The following is a 17088-nucleotide window of genomic DNA, read 5'->3' as shown; positions in this document are numbered from 1 at the left end:
GTTTACTCTTGTTAAAGGATGGGGCTTACACCCCATGTCTTAATCATTCATATTCCTTTTTTATCAGCTTATTTTGTAATGCTTACTTTAGTACCATCAGAAAGGTTTATCTGTCCGCTGGTTACAACAATGTCTCCTGTATTAAGGCCTTTTAGTACCTCTACCTCTTCGCCAAATATGCGGCCAGATACAATTTTGGTAAGTTTGGCTACGCTGTCTTTTACCACAAATACCTGGTTATTACCCACACCGCCTACAAATGAATTTCTCGGAATGGTAGTAACTTCTGCCTGTTTGCTGCCAGTAGCGCTAAACACGGCAGTGCCATACATACCTGCTTTGAGTTCATTATCAGGATTATTTGCAATTGTAATCTCTACCGGAAAATTTAGAGAACCGTCTGCTTTTGGGGCTATAAAGGTTATTTTTCCATCAAACTCTTTATCAGGGTATACACTTGCGGTTACTTTTACGTTTGCACCTTTTTGCAGTGCTGCTACCTGCGCTTCGGGCACGGTTACAAGCAGTTTTAAGCTGCTTACATCAACCAGTTCAAAAAGCACAGTGCCTGGAGATACCACGCTACCGGGTTCAATATTGCGTTTATTTACAATGCCGTTTATACTGCTTTTTATGCTGGCATCGCCAAGGCTTATTTTAGTTTGGTCATATTGTGCTTTGGCATTGGTAAGGGCCAGTTTAGACTGGTCTAATTGTTGTTTTGTTACACCGCCTGTTTTAAAAGCATTTTCATAACGCTGTGCATCATTTTTTGCATTTTCATAAGCAGCTTTTGCATTTTGCAGCTGTATGTTAAGCTGGTCTCCTTTTATAACAGCCAGTACCTGGCCAATACGCACGCGGTCTCCTTCATCTACCAGTACTTTAACTACACGTCCGCTGTTTTCTGCAGGAAAGTCTAATTGCTGTTTGGCCTCAAAAGTACCGTTAGCCAGATAATCAAGGTTTGGTACTTCTGTCTTAACAGTATCTACCCTAACGGCTACAGTAGTATTTTTTTGTGCTACAACTGCAGTTTCAGCCTCGTTCTTTTCTTTGTTTTTCGTTAAAATATAAGCGCCAAGGCCTACCAGCGCAATTATTACAATTATAGGAAGTATCTTTTTCATTGTTAAAGAATTAGTTTGTTAGTGTTTTTAGTTCGCCTTTTGCTTTTATTAATTGTATTTCTGCCAGTTTAAAATCAAGCAGGGCTGATGTATAATTGTTTTGCGCTTCAATATTAGAGTTTTCTGCATCAAGCAGGTCGGTTAAAGAGGCAAGGCCCTGTTGGTAGTTATTTTGGGTATTATCAAGCACCTCTTTGGCCAATGCTACATTTTCGCGTTGTGTATTAATGGTAATGAGGCTGTTTTCTATTTGGGTTTTTGCATTTTGGTAGGCCAGGTCAAGACTTAGTTTAGTGTCTTTTTTATCCTGCTCAATGCGCTTAAGCTCTATATCAGCCTGCCTTACTTTGGCGCGTGTGCCAAAACCGCTAAAAATGGGTATGTTAAGGTTAAGGCCAAGCGTAGAAAAATCAGACCAGTATACGCCGTTTGACGGTTTGGCGAACCAGGGTAGTTCCGGCCCCTGGCCAATATAGTTGTAACCCGCTGTAAGCGAAAGGGTAGGGTAAAATCCTGCCTGGGTAGCCTTTTTATTGTAAAAATAAAGTTTTTCCTGTTTTTCAAGAAGCTGGTACTCGGTGCGTATTGTTACATCAGGAGTGTCTTCAGTAGCAACAGGCCTAACTTCAAATTCTGTTTCGGGCAATGTAATAGGGGTTTCTATAGGCATGCCCATATAAAATTTAAGTGCATTTTCCTGTAGTGCTACCGCATTTATAAGCTGCTGGCGCTGTGTTTCTATATTACGCAGGTTTACATTCATACGGTCAAGGTCAATTTTACGTGCAAGCCCGTTGTCAAACTGTCCCTTTATGATATTGCGTACTTTAAGTGTGTTTTGGTACGTGCTGTCTATTAATACAAGGTTTTGGCGTTGCACATATACCTGGTAATAATTATTAGCCACCCGTTCTATTACCTGCTCTTCGGTAAGCTGGGCGTTTACCTGATAAAACTCGCGTGTGCTTTTAGCCGCCTTAAGCCCTGTAAAAACAGATTGGTCAAATATTGTCTGCGTAAGGTTAACCCCCGCAACCGAATTCCATTTTTGCCCTAAGGGCGCTAACACAGTGGTGCCCGGTGCTCCAAAAAAGTCGCCAGGAAGAGCGTTTAGCTGTAAAATAGGGTTGTAAGTAAGGCTCCCGTTTGCAGATATATTAGGTAAAGCCCGGGCGCGTACCTCCTGTATCTGGTACTCGCTGTTTTCTATATCCAGCTTTGCTTTTTGTGCCTCAGCTTTATTTTGCAGGGCATAATTTACAGCATCTTTAAGGGTAAGCACTTCTGCCTGCCTTTGCTGGGCATGCAGTAGCGGCACCATTAAAAGGGCTGTTAGCAGCGCAGCTGTTTTAAAAGAAAATCTTTTTTTGTTACTTAGAATTTTCATTTGCTAACTTAGTTGTTAATTGATAGATGATTTATATATTGAATAATAAGTCCATAACTATTTCTTTGCGTTCTTCCAGTATGCGGTCATAGCTTTCATTTGTCATGCCCATGGTTTCTTGTAACAACGGCCTCATTGAAACCGGGAAGGATACAAGTGAGATAAAATTGAGGACAAACTGCTCCGGCCTCATTTTTTTTATATTTCCCTTATCCATTTCTATGGCAATTTCAAGGTAAAATTTATCCAGCATTCTATTCATTGTTTCTTTATCCTTAAAATCGCATCCCTGGTTTACCTGTGTTACCATGTAAATATCAAGGTATGGGTAATCTTTACTTTGTTCTAAAAACATGTCCAGATAAGCGCTTATTTTTTCCTTAAAAGGAAGTTTAGAAAACACAATGCTTTCAGTACGCTCATGTTCTTGTTTTTGGGCATCTATAAACACAATATCAAACAGGTTATCGCGTGAGCGGAAATAATAATTTATAAGTGTACGGTTTACGCCCGCAGCATCTGCAATTTCCTGTGTAGTGGCATTAAAGCGGCCCTCAGCAAAAAACAACTTTTTAGCTGTGGCTTTAATTAGTTGTTCAGTATCTATAGTTGTAGTGTCCTCAGTTTTTTTAGCTGACATTTTTGTTTAACTTTTTAGTTTGACATTTTTGTCAATGCAAAATTATGCGGTTTCATAAAATGCAATGTTAAAAATTTGTTAATTAATCTTTTTCTTTAAGGTATCTTTCAAGTAGTGCAATGCCTTTTGGGGTGCATATGGCCCGGAGGTGATATTCAAGAAAAAGGTTTGTTGTTTTACCGATATTAAACAATTCTTCGTGAAATATTTCATTGTCTTTAGTACTGGAAACACCGATAAAATATATTCTTGAAATAAACTCTTTATCCAGTTCTTTTCTATAAAGCCCCATAGCCATACCTCTTTCAATATTGCTTTTTACGCTGGTATACATTTTATCAAACTGATTGCTGCGTAGCTTTTGGGCTATCTCCGGGAAAAATCTGTTGAGCTGGTAAATTATAAGTTGGTATTTTCCTTCTACAGTTTGTTTAACATACCTTCTTATTTCAAAAAGTTCTTCCATTGGGTCATGTATGGACGCGTTAATATTGTCAATATTACATTTAATAGTATCAACAATTTCCATACATACCGCTTCTACAAGGCTGTTTTTATTGGAAAAATGCTGGTAGATGGTTTTTTTGCTTATACCCATTTCCTGCGCAATATCATCAAGCGTTACCCCTTTGAGTCCCATTTTCATGTACATTTCGGTAGCTTTATCTAATATTGCCTCTTTCATTTTTAGTCAGAATTACGATGCAAATATAAACAGGAAACTTTTAAAACAAAAAAAGTTTCCAAAGTTTTTTAAAAAATGTTAAAATTGCACAGCAATGCACAAACAACTACTTTAGCAAAAAAAATTCTGTATGCAGCCTATAGCCCATTATCAGCAGATAATAACCGATTATTTTAACAACGTAACCTTTGATAAGCAGCCTACTGGTTTGTATCAACCCATCCAATACATACTTTCTTTGGGAGGTAAACGCATACGGCCGGTGCTTACACTTATGGCTGCCGAAATATTTGATACCGATTGCCGCAAAGCATTGCCAGCGGCAGTGGCTGTTGAGGTTTTTCATAATTTTAGCCTGGTACATGATGATATTATGGATGATGCACCCCTGAGGCGCGGACACAAGACGGTACATGAAAAATGGGATATAAACACCGGCATACTTAGCGGTGATGCTATGCTGATACTGGCTTACCAGTATTTTGAGCAGTATGAGCCTGAAATTTTCCGTTCGCTTGCAAAATTGTTTAGTAAAACAGCTTTGGAGGTATGCGAAGGGCAGCAATGGGATGTAGATTTTGAAACCCGCAGCAACGTTACCCAGGATGAATACCTGAAGATGATTGAATATAAAACCGCAGTATTACTTGGCGCCGCAATGAAAATGGGGGCTATTGTTGCACAGGCAACAGAAGAGAATTGCGATTTGATATATGATTTTGGGCGGTACCTTGGTATTGCTTTTCAATTACAGGATGATTACCTGGACGCGTTTGGTAACCCACAAACGTTTGGTAAACAGGTTGGGGGTGATATTATTGAGAATAAAAAAACGTATCTTTATCTTAAAGCCATTGAGCAGGCCAACCCGTATGAGAAGGAGCGGTTACTGCAATGGTTTGCGGTACAGCCCGATGACCATATGGAAAAAATTGCTGATGTTAAGCAGGTGTTTAAAACATCGGGGGCTGATGCGGCTGTAAAAAATGCTATTGAATTATATACCCTTAAAGCCTTTGAAACACTTGATAAAATGGATATTGATATAAGTAAAAAGCAAGCGTTAAGGGCTTTTGGTGAAATGCTTATGGAAAGAAACGTATGATTTTTACCCCTCCTGAAAATACCGACCTGCTATTGAGCGAGGCGCAGAAAGAGCAGTTGTACCAAAAACTTATTGAGCAGCTTAATAAAGATTTTGCACTGGCTAATGAATCTATAGACTTTGCCGAGGGTACCACACCAATTGAACTTAAAGTGCAGCTTCAGGATAAGGTATACAGGCTTATACAACATAAATTTGCCGAATACCTTAACCTGCTTTATATTATAGATGTGCCTGAGCGTGAAGTAAAATCGCTTGTTGGTAATGATATGGAAGAACTGGCCGAAAACATGTGTTTTTTAATATTAAAGCGCGAATGGCAAAAAGTGTGGTTCCGTAACAGGTATTAGAGTTTTTAGTTTACAGTGTTTGCTCACAATCTTAATACTCTCTTACTCTCTTGGTGAAATTTGTTGTAATCATTTCAATATATTTTACTAACAACTGGCAACTAATAACCATCAACAACAAATTAAAAATAAACCCTTATAAACGGCATCAGTGCATCGCTGTATACCCGGTCTTCTTCCCTGAATAAAACATTATAACGCAGCCCCACGGTAACATTGTTGGTACGGTAGCCCACGCCAAAAAATAAGGCAGTATTCCAGAAATTGCGTTCGTGCGAGCGGTTATACGTCGGTGTAGCAGGCCCGGGAAAAGTAACATCGTCATCATACGTCAGGTTTACCCGTAATTGCTCTACTTCAGCCGAAAGCTGTAACTGCTCTATCGGGTTAAACACCCCAATAACAGATCCCCCGTAAATCACAGATTTGTAATAGTTCTTATAGTTAACGTAGGTGCCCTGCAATCCTGCTCCCAAACCAAAATACTGGTTGAACTCGTACAGGGCTCCGGGGGCTACGCTAATATCTGTATAACCGTTGCCAAAAGCCACCCCAAGGCTCCCGCCAATACGCAGGTGGTCGGCAAAACTATTACCGTTTTGGGCATGCATACACAACATGTGAATAAATAACAGGCCTGTTAATGATTGTTTTGTTAAAATTTTGAAAATATTCTTCATAGCCAGCGTTGTGAGGTGAAAATTTGTAAGCATAAATATAGAAAAAACAAGGTCAGATTATTTCAATTATTGTACTTTTGCAGTAATTTTTGTAATTAAAAGAAGGTCATCAAAGACACACTATGGATAGATTTTCATTTTTAAATGCAGCAAATACTGCTTTTTTTGCCGATTTATACGATCAATATATTGAAAACCCTGATAGCGTAGAGCCTTCCTGGCGCGCATTTTTTCAGGGATTTGATTTTGCAGCGAGCGATTACGGCTCCGGATTTTCTGAAGCAGCACCCGCTGCTTCTTCACAGCAAACCGCTAATGCCCCGCAGGCTCCGGTTTCTGACTACACAGGCATCCCCGAAAAGGTGCAGAAAGAATTTAAGGTACTTAACCTTATTGAAGGTTACCGCACCCGAGGCCACCTTTTTACCGAAACAAATCCCGTAAGGGAACGCAGGCAATATACGCCTACTATAGAGCTTGAAGATTTTGGGCTGGGCAATGCCGACCTTGATACCGTTTTTGATGCGGGTAAAGAAGTAGGGTTGCCGCCATCATCATTAAGGCAGATTGTAGACCACCTAAAAAAAGTATACCGAGGCCATATTGGGGTAGAGTACATGTATGTACGCAACCCCGAGATAAGGCAGTGGATACAAAACAGACTTTCGGTTAACAATAACCAGCCGGAGTTTGATAGCGAACGTAAAAAAGCAATACTGGAAAAACTTAATGAAGCGGTGGCTTTTGAGAGTTTTCTCCACACAAAATATGTTGGGCAAAAACGTTTCTCTCTTGAAGGTAACGAAACCCTTATACCTGCACTTGATGCCCTTATAGAAGCCGCAGCTGATAAAGGCGTAGAGCAGTTTGTAATGGGTATGGCACACCGCGGACGCTTAAATGTACTTGCCAATGTATTTGGTAAAAAAGCTTCTGAAATCTTTAGTGAATTTGACGGTAAGGATTATGAGGAAGATGGTATGTTTGACGGCGACGTAAAATACCACCTTGGGGTTACAGCAGACAAGAAAACAAAAAGCGGGAAGAAAATAAACATTAACCTAGCGCCCAATCCAAGCCATTTGGAAACAGTAGGTGCGGTTATTGAAGGTATTGCCCGTGCCAAGCAGGACAGGTATTATGCTGAAGATACCTCTAAAGTACTGCCTATAGCACTTCATGGAGATGCAGCCATTGCAGGGCAGGGTGTCGTGTACGAAATTATACAAATGGCTAAGCTTGACGGTTACAAGACAGGCGGAACCATACACGTAGTGGTAAACAACCAGATTGGTTTTACCACGAATTACCTTGATGCCCGTTCCAGTACGTATTGTACTGATGTGGCTAAAGTTACCCTTTCTCCGGTACTGCATGTTAATGCAGATGATGCTGAGGCAGTAGTACATGCCATGTTGTTTGCACTTGATTTCAGGATGGAGTTTGGCTCTGATGTATTTATAGATTTGTTAGGGTACCGTAAATACGGGCATAACGAAGGTGATGAGCCGCGTTTTACACAGCCAAAGCTGTACAAAATAATTGCAAAACATGAAAATCCACGCGATATTTATGCCGAAAAGCTTATTGCCGCAGGGTTAATTGATAAAGATTATGTAGGCGGGCTGGAGCAAAAGTATAAAGAAGCACTGGAAGAAAGCCTTGAGGCATCTCGCAAAACCGATTATACTATAGTAACCCCGTTTATGCAAAATGAGTGGGAAGGTTTTGTGCATGCTGATGAACAAACAATGCTGGAAAAGGTAAATACAGCCTTTTCTCAGGATATGCTTACTGATATAGCAAAGGTTATAACACAGCTTCCTTCTGATAAGAAATTCATTAAGAAGATACAGAAACTGATTAATGACCGTAATAATATGTTTTTTGACACTGATAAGCTGGATTGGGCTATGGGTGAGTTACTTGCTTATGGTACACTGCTTACCGAAGGATATGACGTACGTATTTCCGGACAGGATGTAGAGAGGGGTACTTTCTCTCACCGCCATGCTGTACTGAAGGTAGAAGATTCTGAAGAAGAAGTAGTACTGCTTAACCAGCTTAAAGAACAAAAAGGTAAATTTTATATCTATAACTCGCTGCTTTCAGAATATGGGGTAGTTGGGTTTGATTATGGTTATGCCCTTGCCAGCCCTAATACGCTAACCATTTGGGAAGCGCAGTTTGGCGATTTTAGCAATGGCGCACAGATAATGATAGACCAGTATATTAGTGCTGCCGAAGATAAATGGAACAACCAAAACGGGCTTGTAATGTTACTGCCCCATGGTTACGAAGGGCAGGGTGCAGAGCACAGTAGCGCCCGTATGGAGCGTTATCTGCAGCTTTGTGCTAACCAAAATATGTATGTTGCAGACTGTACCACGCCCGCAAACTTTTTCCACCTGCTTAGGAGGCAGATGAAAACAGATTTCCGCAAGCCGCTTATAGTATTTACACCTAAGAGTTTGTTACGCCATCCGTTGGCGGTATCAAGTGTTCAGGATTTGGCCGAAGGTAATTTCCAGGAAGTCATAGACGACCCTGCAGCAGACCCTGCAAAAGTAAAAACGCTGGTATTTTGTACCGGTAAGTTTTATTATGACCTGTTGGCTGAAAGGGAGAAAAACGGCCGGGACGATGTTGCTTTTGTGCGTATTGAGCAGCTTTTCCCTCTGGCGCAAGACCAGATTGCTGAGGTTATTGCCCGCTACAAAAATGCTGACGATTATGTTTGGGCACAGGAAGAACCCCGTAATATGGGAGCCTACAGCTATATGCTTATGAATTTTACGCAAGTTAAATTCCGCGTGGCGTGCCTTAAACCGTCAAGCGCCCCTGCGGCAGGTAGTTCGGCACGTGCTAAAAAGCGCCATTCTGCAGCCATTGCTATGGTGTTTGATAAAGACTTATTTCAGGAAAAAAAATAACATTTACTAATATTGCATACCAAAATAAAATTATACTGACATGATTTTAGAAATGAAAGTTCCCTCGCCGGGGGAATCAATTACCGAAGTAGAAATAGCTACATGGTTGGTTAAAGATGGTGATTATGTTGAAAAAGACCAGGCCATAGCCGAAGTAGATTCAGATAAAGCAACACTTGAGCTTCCTGCAGAAGCCAGTGGTATTATTACCTTAAAAGCAGAAGAAGGTGATGCAGTGGCAGTAGGGCAGGTAGTATGCCTTATTGATACTGATGCTGCCAAACCGGATGGTGGCAGCGCCCCTGCAAAAGAAGAGAAAAAAGAAGAAGCGCCAAAGGCTGAAGAGAAGAAAGAGGCTCCTAAACAAGAAGCTCCAAAACAGGAGAGTTATGCTACAGGTACGCCTTCTCCGGCAGCTAAAAAAATACTTGACGAAAAAAATATAGACCCTTCTTCTGTTTCAGGCACAGGTAAAGGAGGACGCGTAACTAAAGATGACGCGGTTAATGCCAAGGCCAGTATGGGCACCCCTACAGGTGGCACCCGTGGTTCTGAACGTTCTAAGCTTTCTATGCTGCGCCGTAAGGTGGCAGAACGCCTTGTTGCTGCTAAAAACGAAACAGCCATGCTTACCACATTTAATGAGGTAAACATGACACCCATAAACAAAATAAGGGCAGAATATAAAGATGCCTTCAAAGCTAAACACGGCGGTGTAAGCCTTGGGTTTATGTCATTCTTTACTAAAGCGGTAGTACGTGCCTTACAATTGTACCCCGATGTAAACTCTATGATAGACGGCGATTATAAAATATCGTACGATTTCTGCGATATCTCTGTAGCAGTATCGGGCCCTAAAGGGTTAATGGTGCCTGTGGTACGTAATGCAGAAACACTTACTTTCCGCGGTATTGAGTCGGAAATTAAACGCCTTGCCATCCGTGCCCGCGACGGACAGATTACCGTTGATGATATGACAGGAGGTACCTTTACCATATCTAACGGTGGTGTATTTGGCAGTATGCTTTCTACACCAATCATTAACCCGCCACAAAGCGGTATATTGGGTATGCACAACATTATAGAGCGCCCTATTGCCGTAGATGGTAAAGTTGAAATTCACCCAATGATGTATGTGGCGCTTTCTTATGACCACAGAATTATTGACGGGCGTGAGTCGGTTGGTTTCCTTGTAGCAGTAAAAGAAGGTTTAGAAAATCCTGAAGAGTTACTTATGGATAACAATCCTAAAAAAGCATTAGAACTTTAATATATTGTCAGTATATATACTACAAACGCCCTGCAATCGCGGGGCGTTTTTGTTTTTTGTAATAATAGGAATATTAAAAATAAGCTAAAAGCTCGTAATTATTTATTTGTTTAAAAGGTTGTTGCTAACTTTAAAGGACCTTACTAATAAAACATTTCATGGCAAATAAACTAAAACCGGTTTCGGTGTGGGCGCTGGCAGCCGGAGGCATGGTGGGCGGCGGTATTTATACCGTGCTTGGTGTGGTTATAGCTGTTTCTGCGCAGTGGAGCTGGCTCTCATTTGCATTTGTAGGCCTTTTAGCTATTACTTCGGCATACAGTTATGTATTCCTGTCTAATAAGTTTAAAGAAAGCGGCGGCGCCTTTGCCTTTATAGAAGAGGTAGAAAATAAAGACCTTGCCGGTAGCCTCTCCTGGATGCTCATCCTCGGTTATGTGCTAACCATTTCCGTATATGCGTATGCCTTTGGGCATTATGTATCATTTGCTTTTCATGGCGGGCCGCTTATAACCCGCTTACTTGCGGCAGGTATTGTAATAGCCCTTATTGCCCTTAACCTTGCAGGGGTTGGTAAAATGACTAAGGTAGAAATTACCATTGTTACTGTAAACCTCTTAGTGTTGCTGGCACTTGGTGTATATGGCTTAACCCAATGGGAACCTGCACAGCTTGTTTCGGGTATAGAACCGCGCCCGGCCTGGGCGGGGCTGTTTGGCGGAGCCGCTATATTTATGGCCTATGAGGGTTTCCAACTGCTTAGTTATGAGTATGACCGTATTAAAGACCCTGAAAAGAATTTTATGCCGGTATTGATAAGCGCTACAATATTTGTAGTGTTGCTTTACATTATTGTAGCCCTGGGAGCCACGTTTATCGGTGGGGCAATATCATTGATTGACTTTAAGGAGATAGCCCTATCCGTAGCAGCTAAAAAATCTTTTGGCACTGCCGGGGTTGTTGTAATGACGGTTGCTGCGGGTTTTGCTACATCGGCCGCTATAAATTCAACGTTATTTTCTACGGCACAACTCAGCAGGCGCATTGCCGACGATAAAGAACTCCCACAATGGTTTAGCCACAAAAACAGCAATGGCGTGCCTGGGCGCGCTATAATATTAATAGGTGCAATAGCAGGGTTGCTTGCAGTTATAGGCTCCCTGAGCGCACTGGTAGAAGCGGCCAGCCTGGTGTTTGTGGTAACCTTTGGCATTGTGAATTTTATATGCTATAAAGAACGCGATACTAAAAAGTGGATTCCAATGGTAGGGGTGGTAATTGCCGGTATTACTCTGGTGGCATTGCTTTTCCGTGTAATTATATCCAAGCCTGTTGCATTTGGCGGGCTGGTACTTATAGTGTTGTTAATACAATTTGGGCGCCCGAAATTATTAAAGAACCAACAAAAATCAGCCAAATAAAATGAAGGTAGCTTACAACCCCCGTAATATAGCGTTTGGTATTTGTTTACTATTATTAGCCATTGCCGGATGCAGTAAACCTGACACAAAGCCAGCTAAGGTAAGGCTGGGGAATTTTTTGGCAAATAGCACCAGCGTTACGGTACAGATATATAATGAAAATGGCGTTAACGACAGTATTGAGGTAAAATATGGAGAAGTTACCTCCTATAAAACCTTACAGCCGGGGCGCTATGCTTTTAAAGTAATGGCACAGGGAAAAATCATACTGAATAAAACATACGGTTTAGGCGATGACGGCAGATATACCATTGATGTGGCAGGGCTGTTGCCGCAAGAGGCAAATAAGATAAATAAGCACATCACCTTAGCCAGACTGCAAAATATTACGGAGGGAGCCGCTGCACATCCTGCTAACGGGTATTATCCTGTACTGTCGCTGTTTAATGATTATTTTATTAAAGAAGATGGTAAAGGTAAAGTACGGGTGGTAAACCTGCTGCCGGGGGCTGTTGCGCTTGAAGCTATTTTTACTAAAGAAGATGAAGCAGTTAATGAATTTAGCGGACTGAAATATCCAAAAGCCGCGGAAACAAAACCTTTTGAGCCGGGGAGCTATACCATAAAACTAAAATATAAAGGAAATGCCCTTGCAGGGGTATTTAATAATGTGGTGGTTGAAGAAGGTAAACTAACTACTTTTTATATAATGCCTGATATGCATAATGATACCCCTATAATAGCAAAAACTACTGCTGAACCTTAAATAAAACCAGTAACTATAGCTTTAATTAAAACTTCAGTTACCGGATAGTATTTTTTACTTTTAAGTATTTATATAAAAAAATACTGTCTCCTGCTTATGGCAATGCATTTATCAATACTATAAGTTCTTCCTCAGTAGCCGTTTGCAGGTCTGCATCTTCAAAAGTTATAATGCCGTTTTCTGTAATTGTTACCGATTGAATGGCATATATCCATTCGCCATTATTTTCAGAAACAAATATAACACTGCATTCCAGCCCGATAGGTGTTTGCCCGTAGTGCTCAGAAAATAATCCCTTTTCAGCATCGTAGGTGTCAAGCACTGCCAAGGCATTATCCTCATCATTATACGCTAAATAAACAGCGCTGTTTGTGTTATCAAAACCATCAGGCACACCTACCTGTATAGTCGTTTTTGGCCTTGGGTCGCTGTACCAGCGGTCAACATTGGTCCAGCCAAACTGGTTAAAATATGCGTAGTAAACCCCGCCTTTCTGCCAAACGCCCTGCTTCTGGCCATTTACGTTATCGTCTTCTTCCCAAACAATATCACTTTCAGCTTCTATACCAAACCATAGTCCCATTTCGTTGTCCGGGCCACCTGTAAGTTCACATGGTACTGCAAGTTCTATAAAATACGCATCTAGCTGGTGCCCATTTTGTGTGGCATTTATATAAAATTCACCCCCCGATATAATAAGCGCTTTTTCAGCGCTATTTGTTAACCCCATTGTTGACATGCCAGTAGCCAGCATAGTACCGCGGTCAAATATTTCAACAAACTCAATGTCCACATTTCCGGTAACAACGCTGCCATTATAAGTAAAACTACCCAGGGCAAAACTAAGGGTTACGCCTTTTTGAGATGTTACCATGATGTATTGGCTGGCATCAACAGTAAACGTTTGCCTAATATTGTTGTAAGCACTTTCCTTAAGTGAGGTAAATTGTTGCTGCGTTGGAGGTGCAAACTGCGCCTGGCTGATTGGGTCATCATCATTACAACTGGTAAACAGAAAGGCACATAAAAGTGCTGAAGTAAATAAAACATTTTTCATAGCTTAAAAGTTTATTTTTATTTTAAGTCATTGATTTTACAAAAGGTTGCGTGTTATAGTAAAAAAACAAAGCAGAAATAGAAATCCTACTTTTTTATACTGTATATTGGTTGAAGAGGAGAATTTTTGATGTCAGGAGCTGGTGTTTTTCCCTCCTTAGCTTCTTTAAAAGCTATATCTTTGAATGATGTAAAATTCTGTTATATGAAAGATGTAAGCATATATTGTTATACAATTGTACTGTTGCTAGTTTCAGGATCTGTATTTGGGCAAGTACCTTACACGGCACAATCCTTCTTTAATGATTCAGTTGCTGTAATGCTTCCGGACAACTTAGTGAAAATAGAACATGAAGCAGTTAAAGCAACTTTTTCAACAGATACCAAAGATTTTTTTGCTTATAAAAATGATTCTGATGGAATTATTTTTACCATAAAAAAGACTGATAGAGAGGCTACACAAGCCACCCTGCCGGAGATTGAAGACCGTATGGCCTACGACCTGAAAAGTCAGTTGCCAGCTGCCATATGGAAGAGTGAGGGACTTACCAGTGTAAACGGCAGGAAAATTGCCTTTAACGAGTTTTATATACCCGATAGTAATTTTGGGAAATATTATTTTACTTTCTATACCGACTTTAAGGGCAGGTTATTAGTGTTTAGTTTTGAATGTTCTAAAAAAGATGCAAATCAATCACATATCGTTGCTAAAAAAATAATGAACAACCTTAAAATACAATAGCTATACTACTATCAACCGCATTAGCTTACGCTTGTTTAGGGTGTAATTGTTGGCTTTGTACAGGCCCAGTGCAGCATCGTTATGGCCTTCTACCTCAAGGTAAATAATTTTTATATTAAGCAGGCGTGCCTGCTGGTTTATAAATTCCAGTGCCTGTTTGCCAAGCCCGTTACCGCGCATTTTGGGTAGTATAAAGAGTTCATCTAAAAAAGCAATACGCCCCTTATACTCAAAACTAAAAACAAAAGTGAGTATAACGTAACCTACGGGTTCACCATTATACATAATTACCCAACCATTACCCAGGTGGCCACCATCAATAAATTCAAAAAACAATGCTCGTGAGGTTTGTGGGTCCATGGGGTAATTATCTATATCATAAAATTCGCCCATCATTTTCACTACAATGTCGGCATCGGCAGCTTCAAAAGGTTTATAGGTTATTTCGGTCATCATTGGTAATATAGTTTATAATTTTATGTACCGCGCCCCGGCTCATTTTTACAAAAGTTTCGGCAATATGGCCTTTTTCCTGCCGGTAAGTATCATTATATATCAACTCGCTCAGTGCAAGTTCAGTTTCAGCTTTATCTTTTACAGTAATGGCGCCACCGTTTTGCACCAGTGCAACTGCTTCGGGAAATTTTTGGTGGTTAGGGCCAAAAACCACAGGTATACCAAAAGCGGCAGGCTCTAAAATGTTGTGCAGCCCGGCTGTGCCAAAGCCCCCGCCCACATAAGCCACATCGGCATAGCTGTATATTTTGCCTAAAAGCCCTATGGTGTCAACAATAAAAACATCATACTCTGCAAGGTTTTTATCCTCCATTTCCGAATAAAAAAGCACCGGCTTTTTAAGGCTCTGTCTTAACCCCTGCATGTGTGCCTCGCCAAAAGTATGGGGTGCAATTATGAATTTAGTATCAACCGACCTGTTTATGAAATCAACAAACATGTCTTCATCCTTTGGCCAGCTACTGCCAAAAACTACAGTTGTTTTACCGTTGATGAATTTTTCTATAAAAGGCAGGCTATTATCTTGTTCAAGTATGCGGCTTACGCGGTCATAACGGGTATCGCCACTCACGGTAACATTAGCAAAACCAATGGTTTTTAGTAACTCTTTAGAGCTCTCGTACTGTACAAAAAAGTGGTTAAATGCTTTAAAAGCATTGCGGTAAATGCCCCCATACCATTTAAAAAATGCCTGGTTGGGCCTGAAAAGTCCGCTAATCAGGTAGGTAGGCGTGCCGGATTTTTTCAATTGGTTAAGGTAGTTAGGCCAAAATTCATATTTTATGAAAAAAGCCATATCAGGGTGCGCCAGTTTCATGAATTTTTTGGCATTGCTTATAGTATCAAGCGGTAAATAGACCACAACATCTGCGGCAGTGGTATTTTTTCGTATCTCATATCCCGATGGTGAAAAAAATGTAAGTAAAATTTTACTTTCAGGATAAAGCGCCCTCATTTTCTCCATTATGGGCAACCCCTGTTCATACTCTCCAAGCGAGGCCGCGTGGAACCAAATCACGGTATCGTCAGTGTGAACGAATTTTTCTAATGTGCTGAAAACGTGCTGGCGTCCCTCTACAAAAAGTTTCATTTTTTGGCTAAAAAGTGAAACAATTTTCAGTACAAAAGAAGCTATAAAGGTTATAAAACTATATAGGTACAGCATGAGCGGTAAATAAGCTGCTAAATTACTATTTTTGATTGGTAAGGCAGTATTTAATTAGTAGTTTTGTATGATTTTAATACGTTCAGTAACATGAAAAAAATACAAATGGTCGACCTGAAATCACAGTATGACCATATAAAAGATACGGTTAACGCTTCTATTCAGGAAGTGCTTGATAATACTGCTTATATAAATGGTCCACAGGTACATAGCTTCCAGAAGAGCCTTGAAGATTACCTTGGCGTAAAGCATGTAATACCGTGTGCCAATGGTACCGATGCCCTGCAGATTGCTATGATGGGGCTGGGTTTACAGCCCGGAGATGAGGTGATTACGGCTGATTTTACCTTTGCTGCTACGGTTGAAGTAATTGCACTTTTGCAGCTTACCCCTGTGCTGGTAGATGTTAACCCCGATACGTTTAATATTTCTATAGAGGGCATCCGTAAGGCCATTACCCCTAAAACCAAAGCTATTGTGCCAGTTCACCTGTTTGGGCAAACGGCTGATATGGATGATATTATGGCAATTGCCAAAGAGCATAACCTATATGTTATTGAAGACAATGCCCAAGCCATAGGAGCCGATTTTACTTTTGCCGACGGGACTAAAAAGAAAACCGGAACCATTGGGCATGTGGCATCAACCTCGTTTTTCCCCAGTAAAAACCTGGGCTGTTATGGCGATGGCGGCGCTATTTTTACTAACGATGATGACCTGGCACATATCATTCGGGGTATAGTAAACCATGGTATGTATGAGCGTTACCACCATGATGTGGTAGGGGTAAACTCAAGGCTGGACAGCGTGCAGGCAGCCGTTTTAAATGCTAAATTACCACTGCTTGACAGCTATAATAAAGCCAGGCAGGCCGCTGCTGAAAAATATACCAAAGCATTTGCAGGCCATGCCAATATTATAACCCCGACTATTGCAGGCGATACTGATAGCCATGTATTTCACCAATACACACTCAGGATTTTAAATTCTGACCGTAATGCCCTGATGAAACATCTGTTAGATAAAGGTATACCATGTGCCATTTATTACCCGATACCATTGCACAAACAAAAGGCTTACGCTGACAGCCGTTATGATGAAAATGACTTTGTGGTAACCAACCAGCTTGTAGAAGAGGTACTCTCTTTACCCATGCATACCGAACTTGATGATGATCAGATAGACTTTATTACCAGTACTATACTGGAGTTTTTTATACAATAAACGGGTGTAATACGCTGT

Annotated in this window: 16 protein-coding genes; 8 read left to right on the top strand and 8 right to left on the bottom strand. The window is 40.8% G+C overall.

All coding sequences use genetic code 11. From position 1 onward, the window contains the following. Positions 1-68: 68 nt before the first annotated feature. From ABS766_RS01920 to ABS766_RS01905, 4 genes are all read right to left on the bottom strand, one after another. Positions 69-1130: an efflux RND transporter periplasmic adaptor subunit gene (locus tag ABS766_RS01920; RefSeq protein ID WP_408083397.1), complete on the bottom strand. Its 1062-nt coding sequence runs from the start codon at positions 1128-1130 to the stop codon at positions 69-71. A gap of 10 nt (positions 1131-1140) precedes the next feature. Beyond that, positions 1141-2517 carry a TolC family protein gene (locus ABS766_RS01915; RefSeq protein WP_457809839.1) on the bottom strand — a complete coding sequence of 459 codons (1377 nt, stop codon included), beginning with the start codon at positions 2515-2517 and terminating at the stop codon, positions 1141-1143. A 31-nt stretch (positions 2518-2548) separates the two neighbouring features. Next, positions 2549-3157, bottom strand: coding sequence for a TetR/AcrR family transcriptional regulator (locus tag ABS766_RS01910; RefSeq protein ID WP_408083396.1), 609 nt, complete (start codon positions 3155-3157; stop codon positions 2549-2551). Between the two features lie 82 nt (positions 3158-3239). Beyond that, complete coding sequence (locus ABS766_RS01905; protein ID WP_408083395.1) at positions 3240-3842, bottom strand: TetR/AcrR family transcriptional regulator; 603 nt, start codon at positions 3840-3842, stop codon at positions 3240-3242. Positions 3843-3972: 130 nt separating this feature from the next. On the opposite strand from ABS766_RS01905, the gene ABS766_RS01900 reads away from it, so the two are divergent. Together ABS766_RS01900 and ABS766_RS01895 are read left to right on the top strand one after the other, a co-directional pair. Further along, entirely contained in the window at positions 3973-4947 is a 975-nt protein-coding gene (locus ABS766_RS01900) for a polyprenyl synthetase family protein (RefSeq protein ID WP_408083394.1), read from the top strand. Next, a complete protein-coding gene (locus tag ABS766_RS01895; RefSeq protein WP_408083393.1) occupies positions 4944-5297 on the top strand; it encodes a hypothetical protein in 354 nt (117 codons plus the stop codon). The genes ABS766_RS01900 and ABS766_RS01895 overlap by 4 nt, the downstream gene beginning before the upstream one ends. 122 nt (positions 5298-5419) lie before the next feature. Here the strand turns inward: ABS766_RS01895 and ABS766_RS01890 are convergent, their stop codons facing one another. Beyond that, complete coding sequence (locus ABS766_RS01890; protein WP_408083392.1) at positions 5420-5977, bottom strand: hypothetical protein; 558 nt, start codon at positions 5975-5977, stop codon at positions 5420-5422. Positions 5978-6099: 122 nt separating this feature from the next. Between ABS766_RS01890 and ABS766_RS01885 the strand changes: the two genes are divergently transcribed. From ABS766_RS01885 to ABS766_RS01870, 4 genes are all read left to right on the top strand, one after another. Beyond that, complete coding sequence (locus ABS766_RS01885) at positions 6100-8910, top strand: 2-oxoglutarate dehydrogenase E1 component (protein ID WP_408083391.1); 2811 nt, start codon at positions 6100-6102, stop codon at positions 8908-8910. A gap of 40 nt (positions 8911-8950) precedes the next feature. Next, positions 8951-10180, top strand: coding sequence for a 2-oxoglutarate dehydrogenase complex dihydrolipoyllysine-residue succinyltransferase (odhB, locus tag ABS766_RS01880; protein ID WP_408083390.1), 1230 nt, complete (start codon positions 8951-8953; stop codon positions 10178-10180). 158 nt (positions 10181-10338) lie between these two features. Further along, positions 10339-11601: an APC family permease gene (locus tag ABS766_RS01875; RefSeq protein ID WP_408083389.1), complete on the top strand. Its 1263-nt coding sequence runs from the start codon at positions 10339-10341 to the stop codon at positions 11599-11601. 1 nt (position 11602) lies between these two features. Further along, complete coding sequence (locus tag ABS766_RS01870; RefSeq protein ID WP_408083388.1) at positions 11603-12367, top strand: hypothetical protein; 765 nt, start codon at positions 11603-11605, stop codon at positions 12365-12367. A 94-nt stretch (positions 12368-12461) separates the two neighbouring features. Here ABS766_RS01870 and ABS766_RS01865 read toward each other — a convergent pair whose 3' ends face one another. Next, on the bottom strand, positions 12462-13424 hold the full coding sequence (locus ABS766_RS01865; RefSeq protein WP_408083387.1) for a hypothetical protein: 963 nt from the start codon (positions 13422-13424) through the stop codon (positions 12462-12464). Positions 13425-13628: 204 nt separating this feature from the next. On the opposite strand from ABS766_RS01865, the gene ABS766_RS01860 reads away from it, so the two are divergent. Next, entirely contained in the window at positions 13629-14165 is a 537-nt protein-coding gene (locus ABS766_RS01860; RefSeq protein WP_408083386.1) for a hypothetical protein, read from the top strand. On the opposite strand, the gene ABS766_RS01855 is transcribed toward ABS766_RS01860, so the two are convergent. Both ABS766_RS01855 and ABS766_RS01850 read right to left on the bottom strand, forming a co-directional pair. After that, positions 14166-14621, bottom strand: coding sequence for a GNAT family N-acetyltransferase (locus ABS766_RS01855; protein ID WP_408083385.1), 456 nt, complete (start codon positions 14619-14621; stop codon positions 14166-14168). Continuing rightward, on the bottom strand, positions 14599-15846 hold the full coding sequence (locus ABS766_RS01850) for a 3-deoxy-D-manno-octulosonic acid transferase (RefSeq protein ID WP_408083384.1): 1248 nt from the start codon (positions 15844-15846) through the stop codon (positions 14599-14601). Before ABS766_RS01850 ends, ABS766_RS01855 begins: the two co-directional genes overlap by 23 nt. Positions 15847-15936: 90 nt before the next feature. Between ABS766_RS01850 and ABS766_RS01845 the strand changes: the two genes are divergently transcribed. Beyond that, a complete protein-coding gene (locus ABS766_RS01845; protein ID WP_408083383.1) occupies positions 15937-17070 on the top strand; it encodes a DegT/DnrJ/EryC1/StrS family aminotransferase in 1134 nt (377 codons plus the stop codon). The last annotated feature ends 18 nt before the right edge of the window (positions 17071-17088 follow it).

Source organism: Flavobacterium rhizosphaerae (assembly GCF_046000445.1).
GTDB lineage: Bacteria > Bacteroidota > Bacteroidia > Flavobacteriales > Flavobacteriaceae > Flavobacterium > Flavobacterium rhizosphaerae.
Note: the sequence above shows the minus strand (reverse complement) of the source record. Positions and strands in the feature narration are given on the sequence as shown.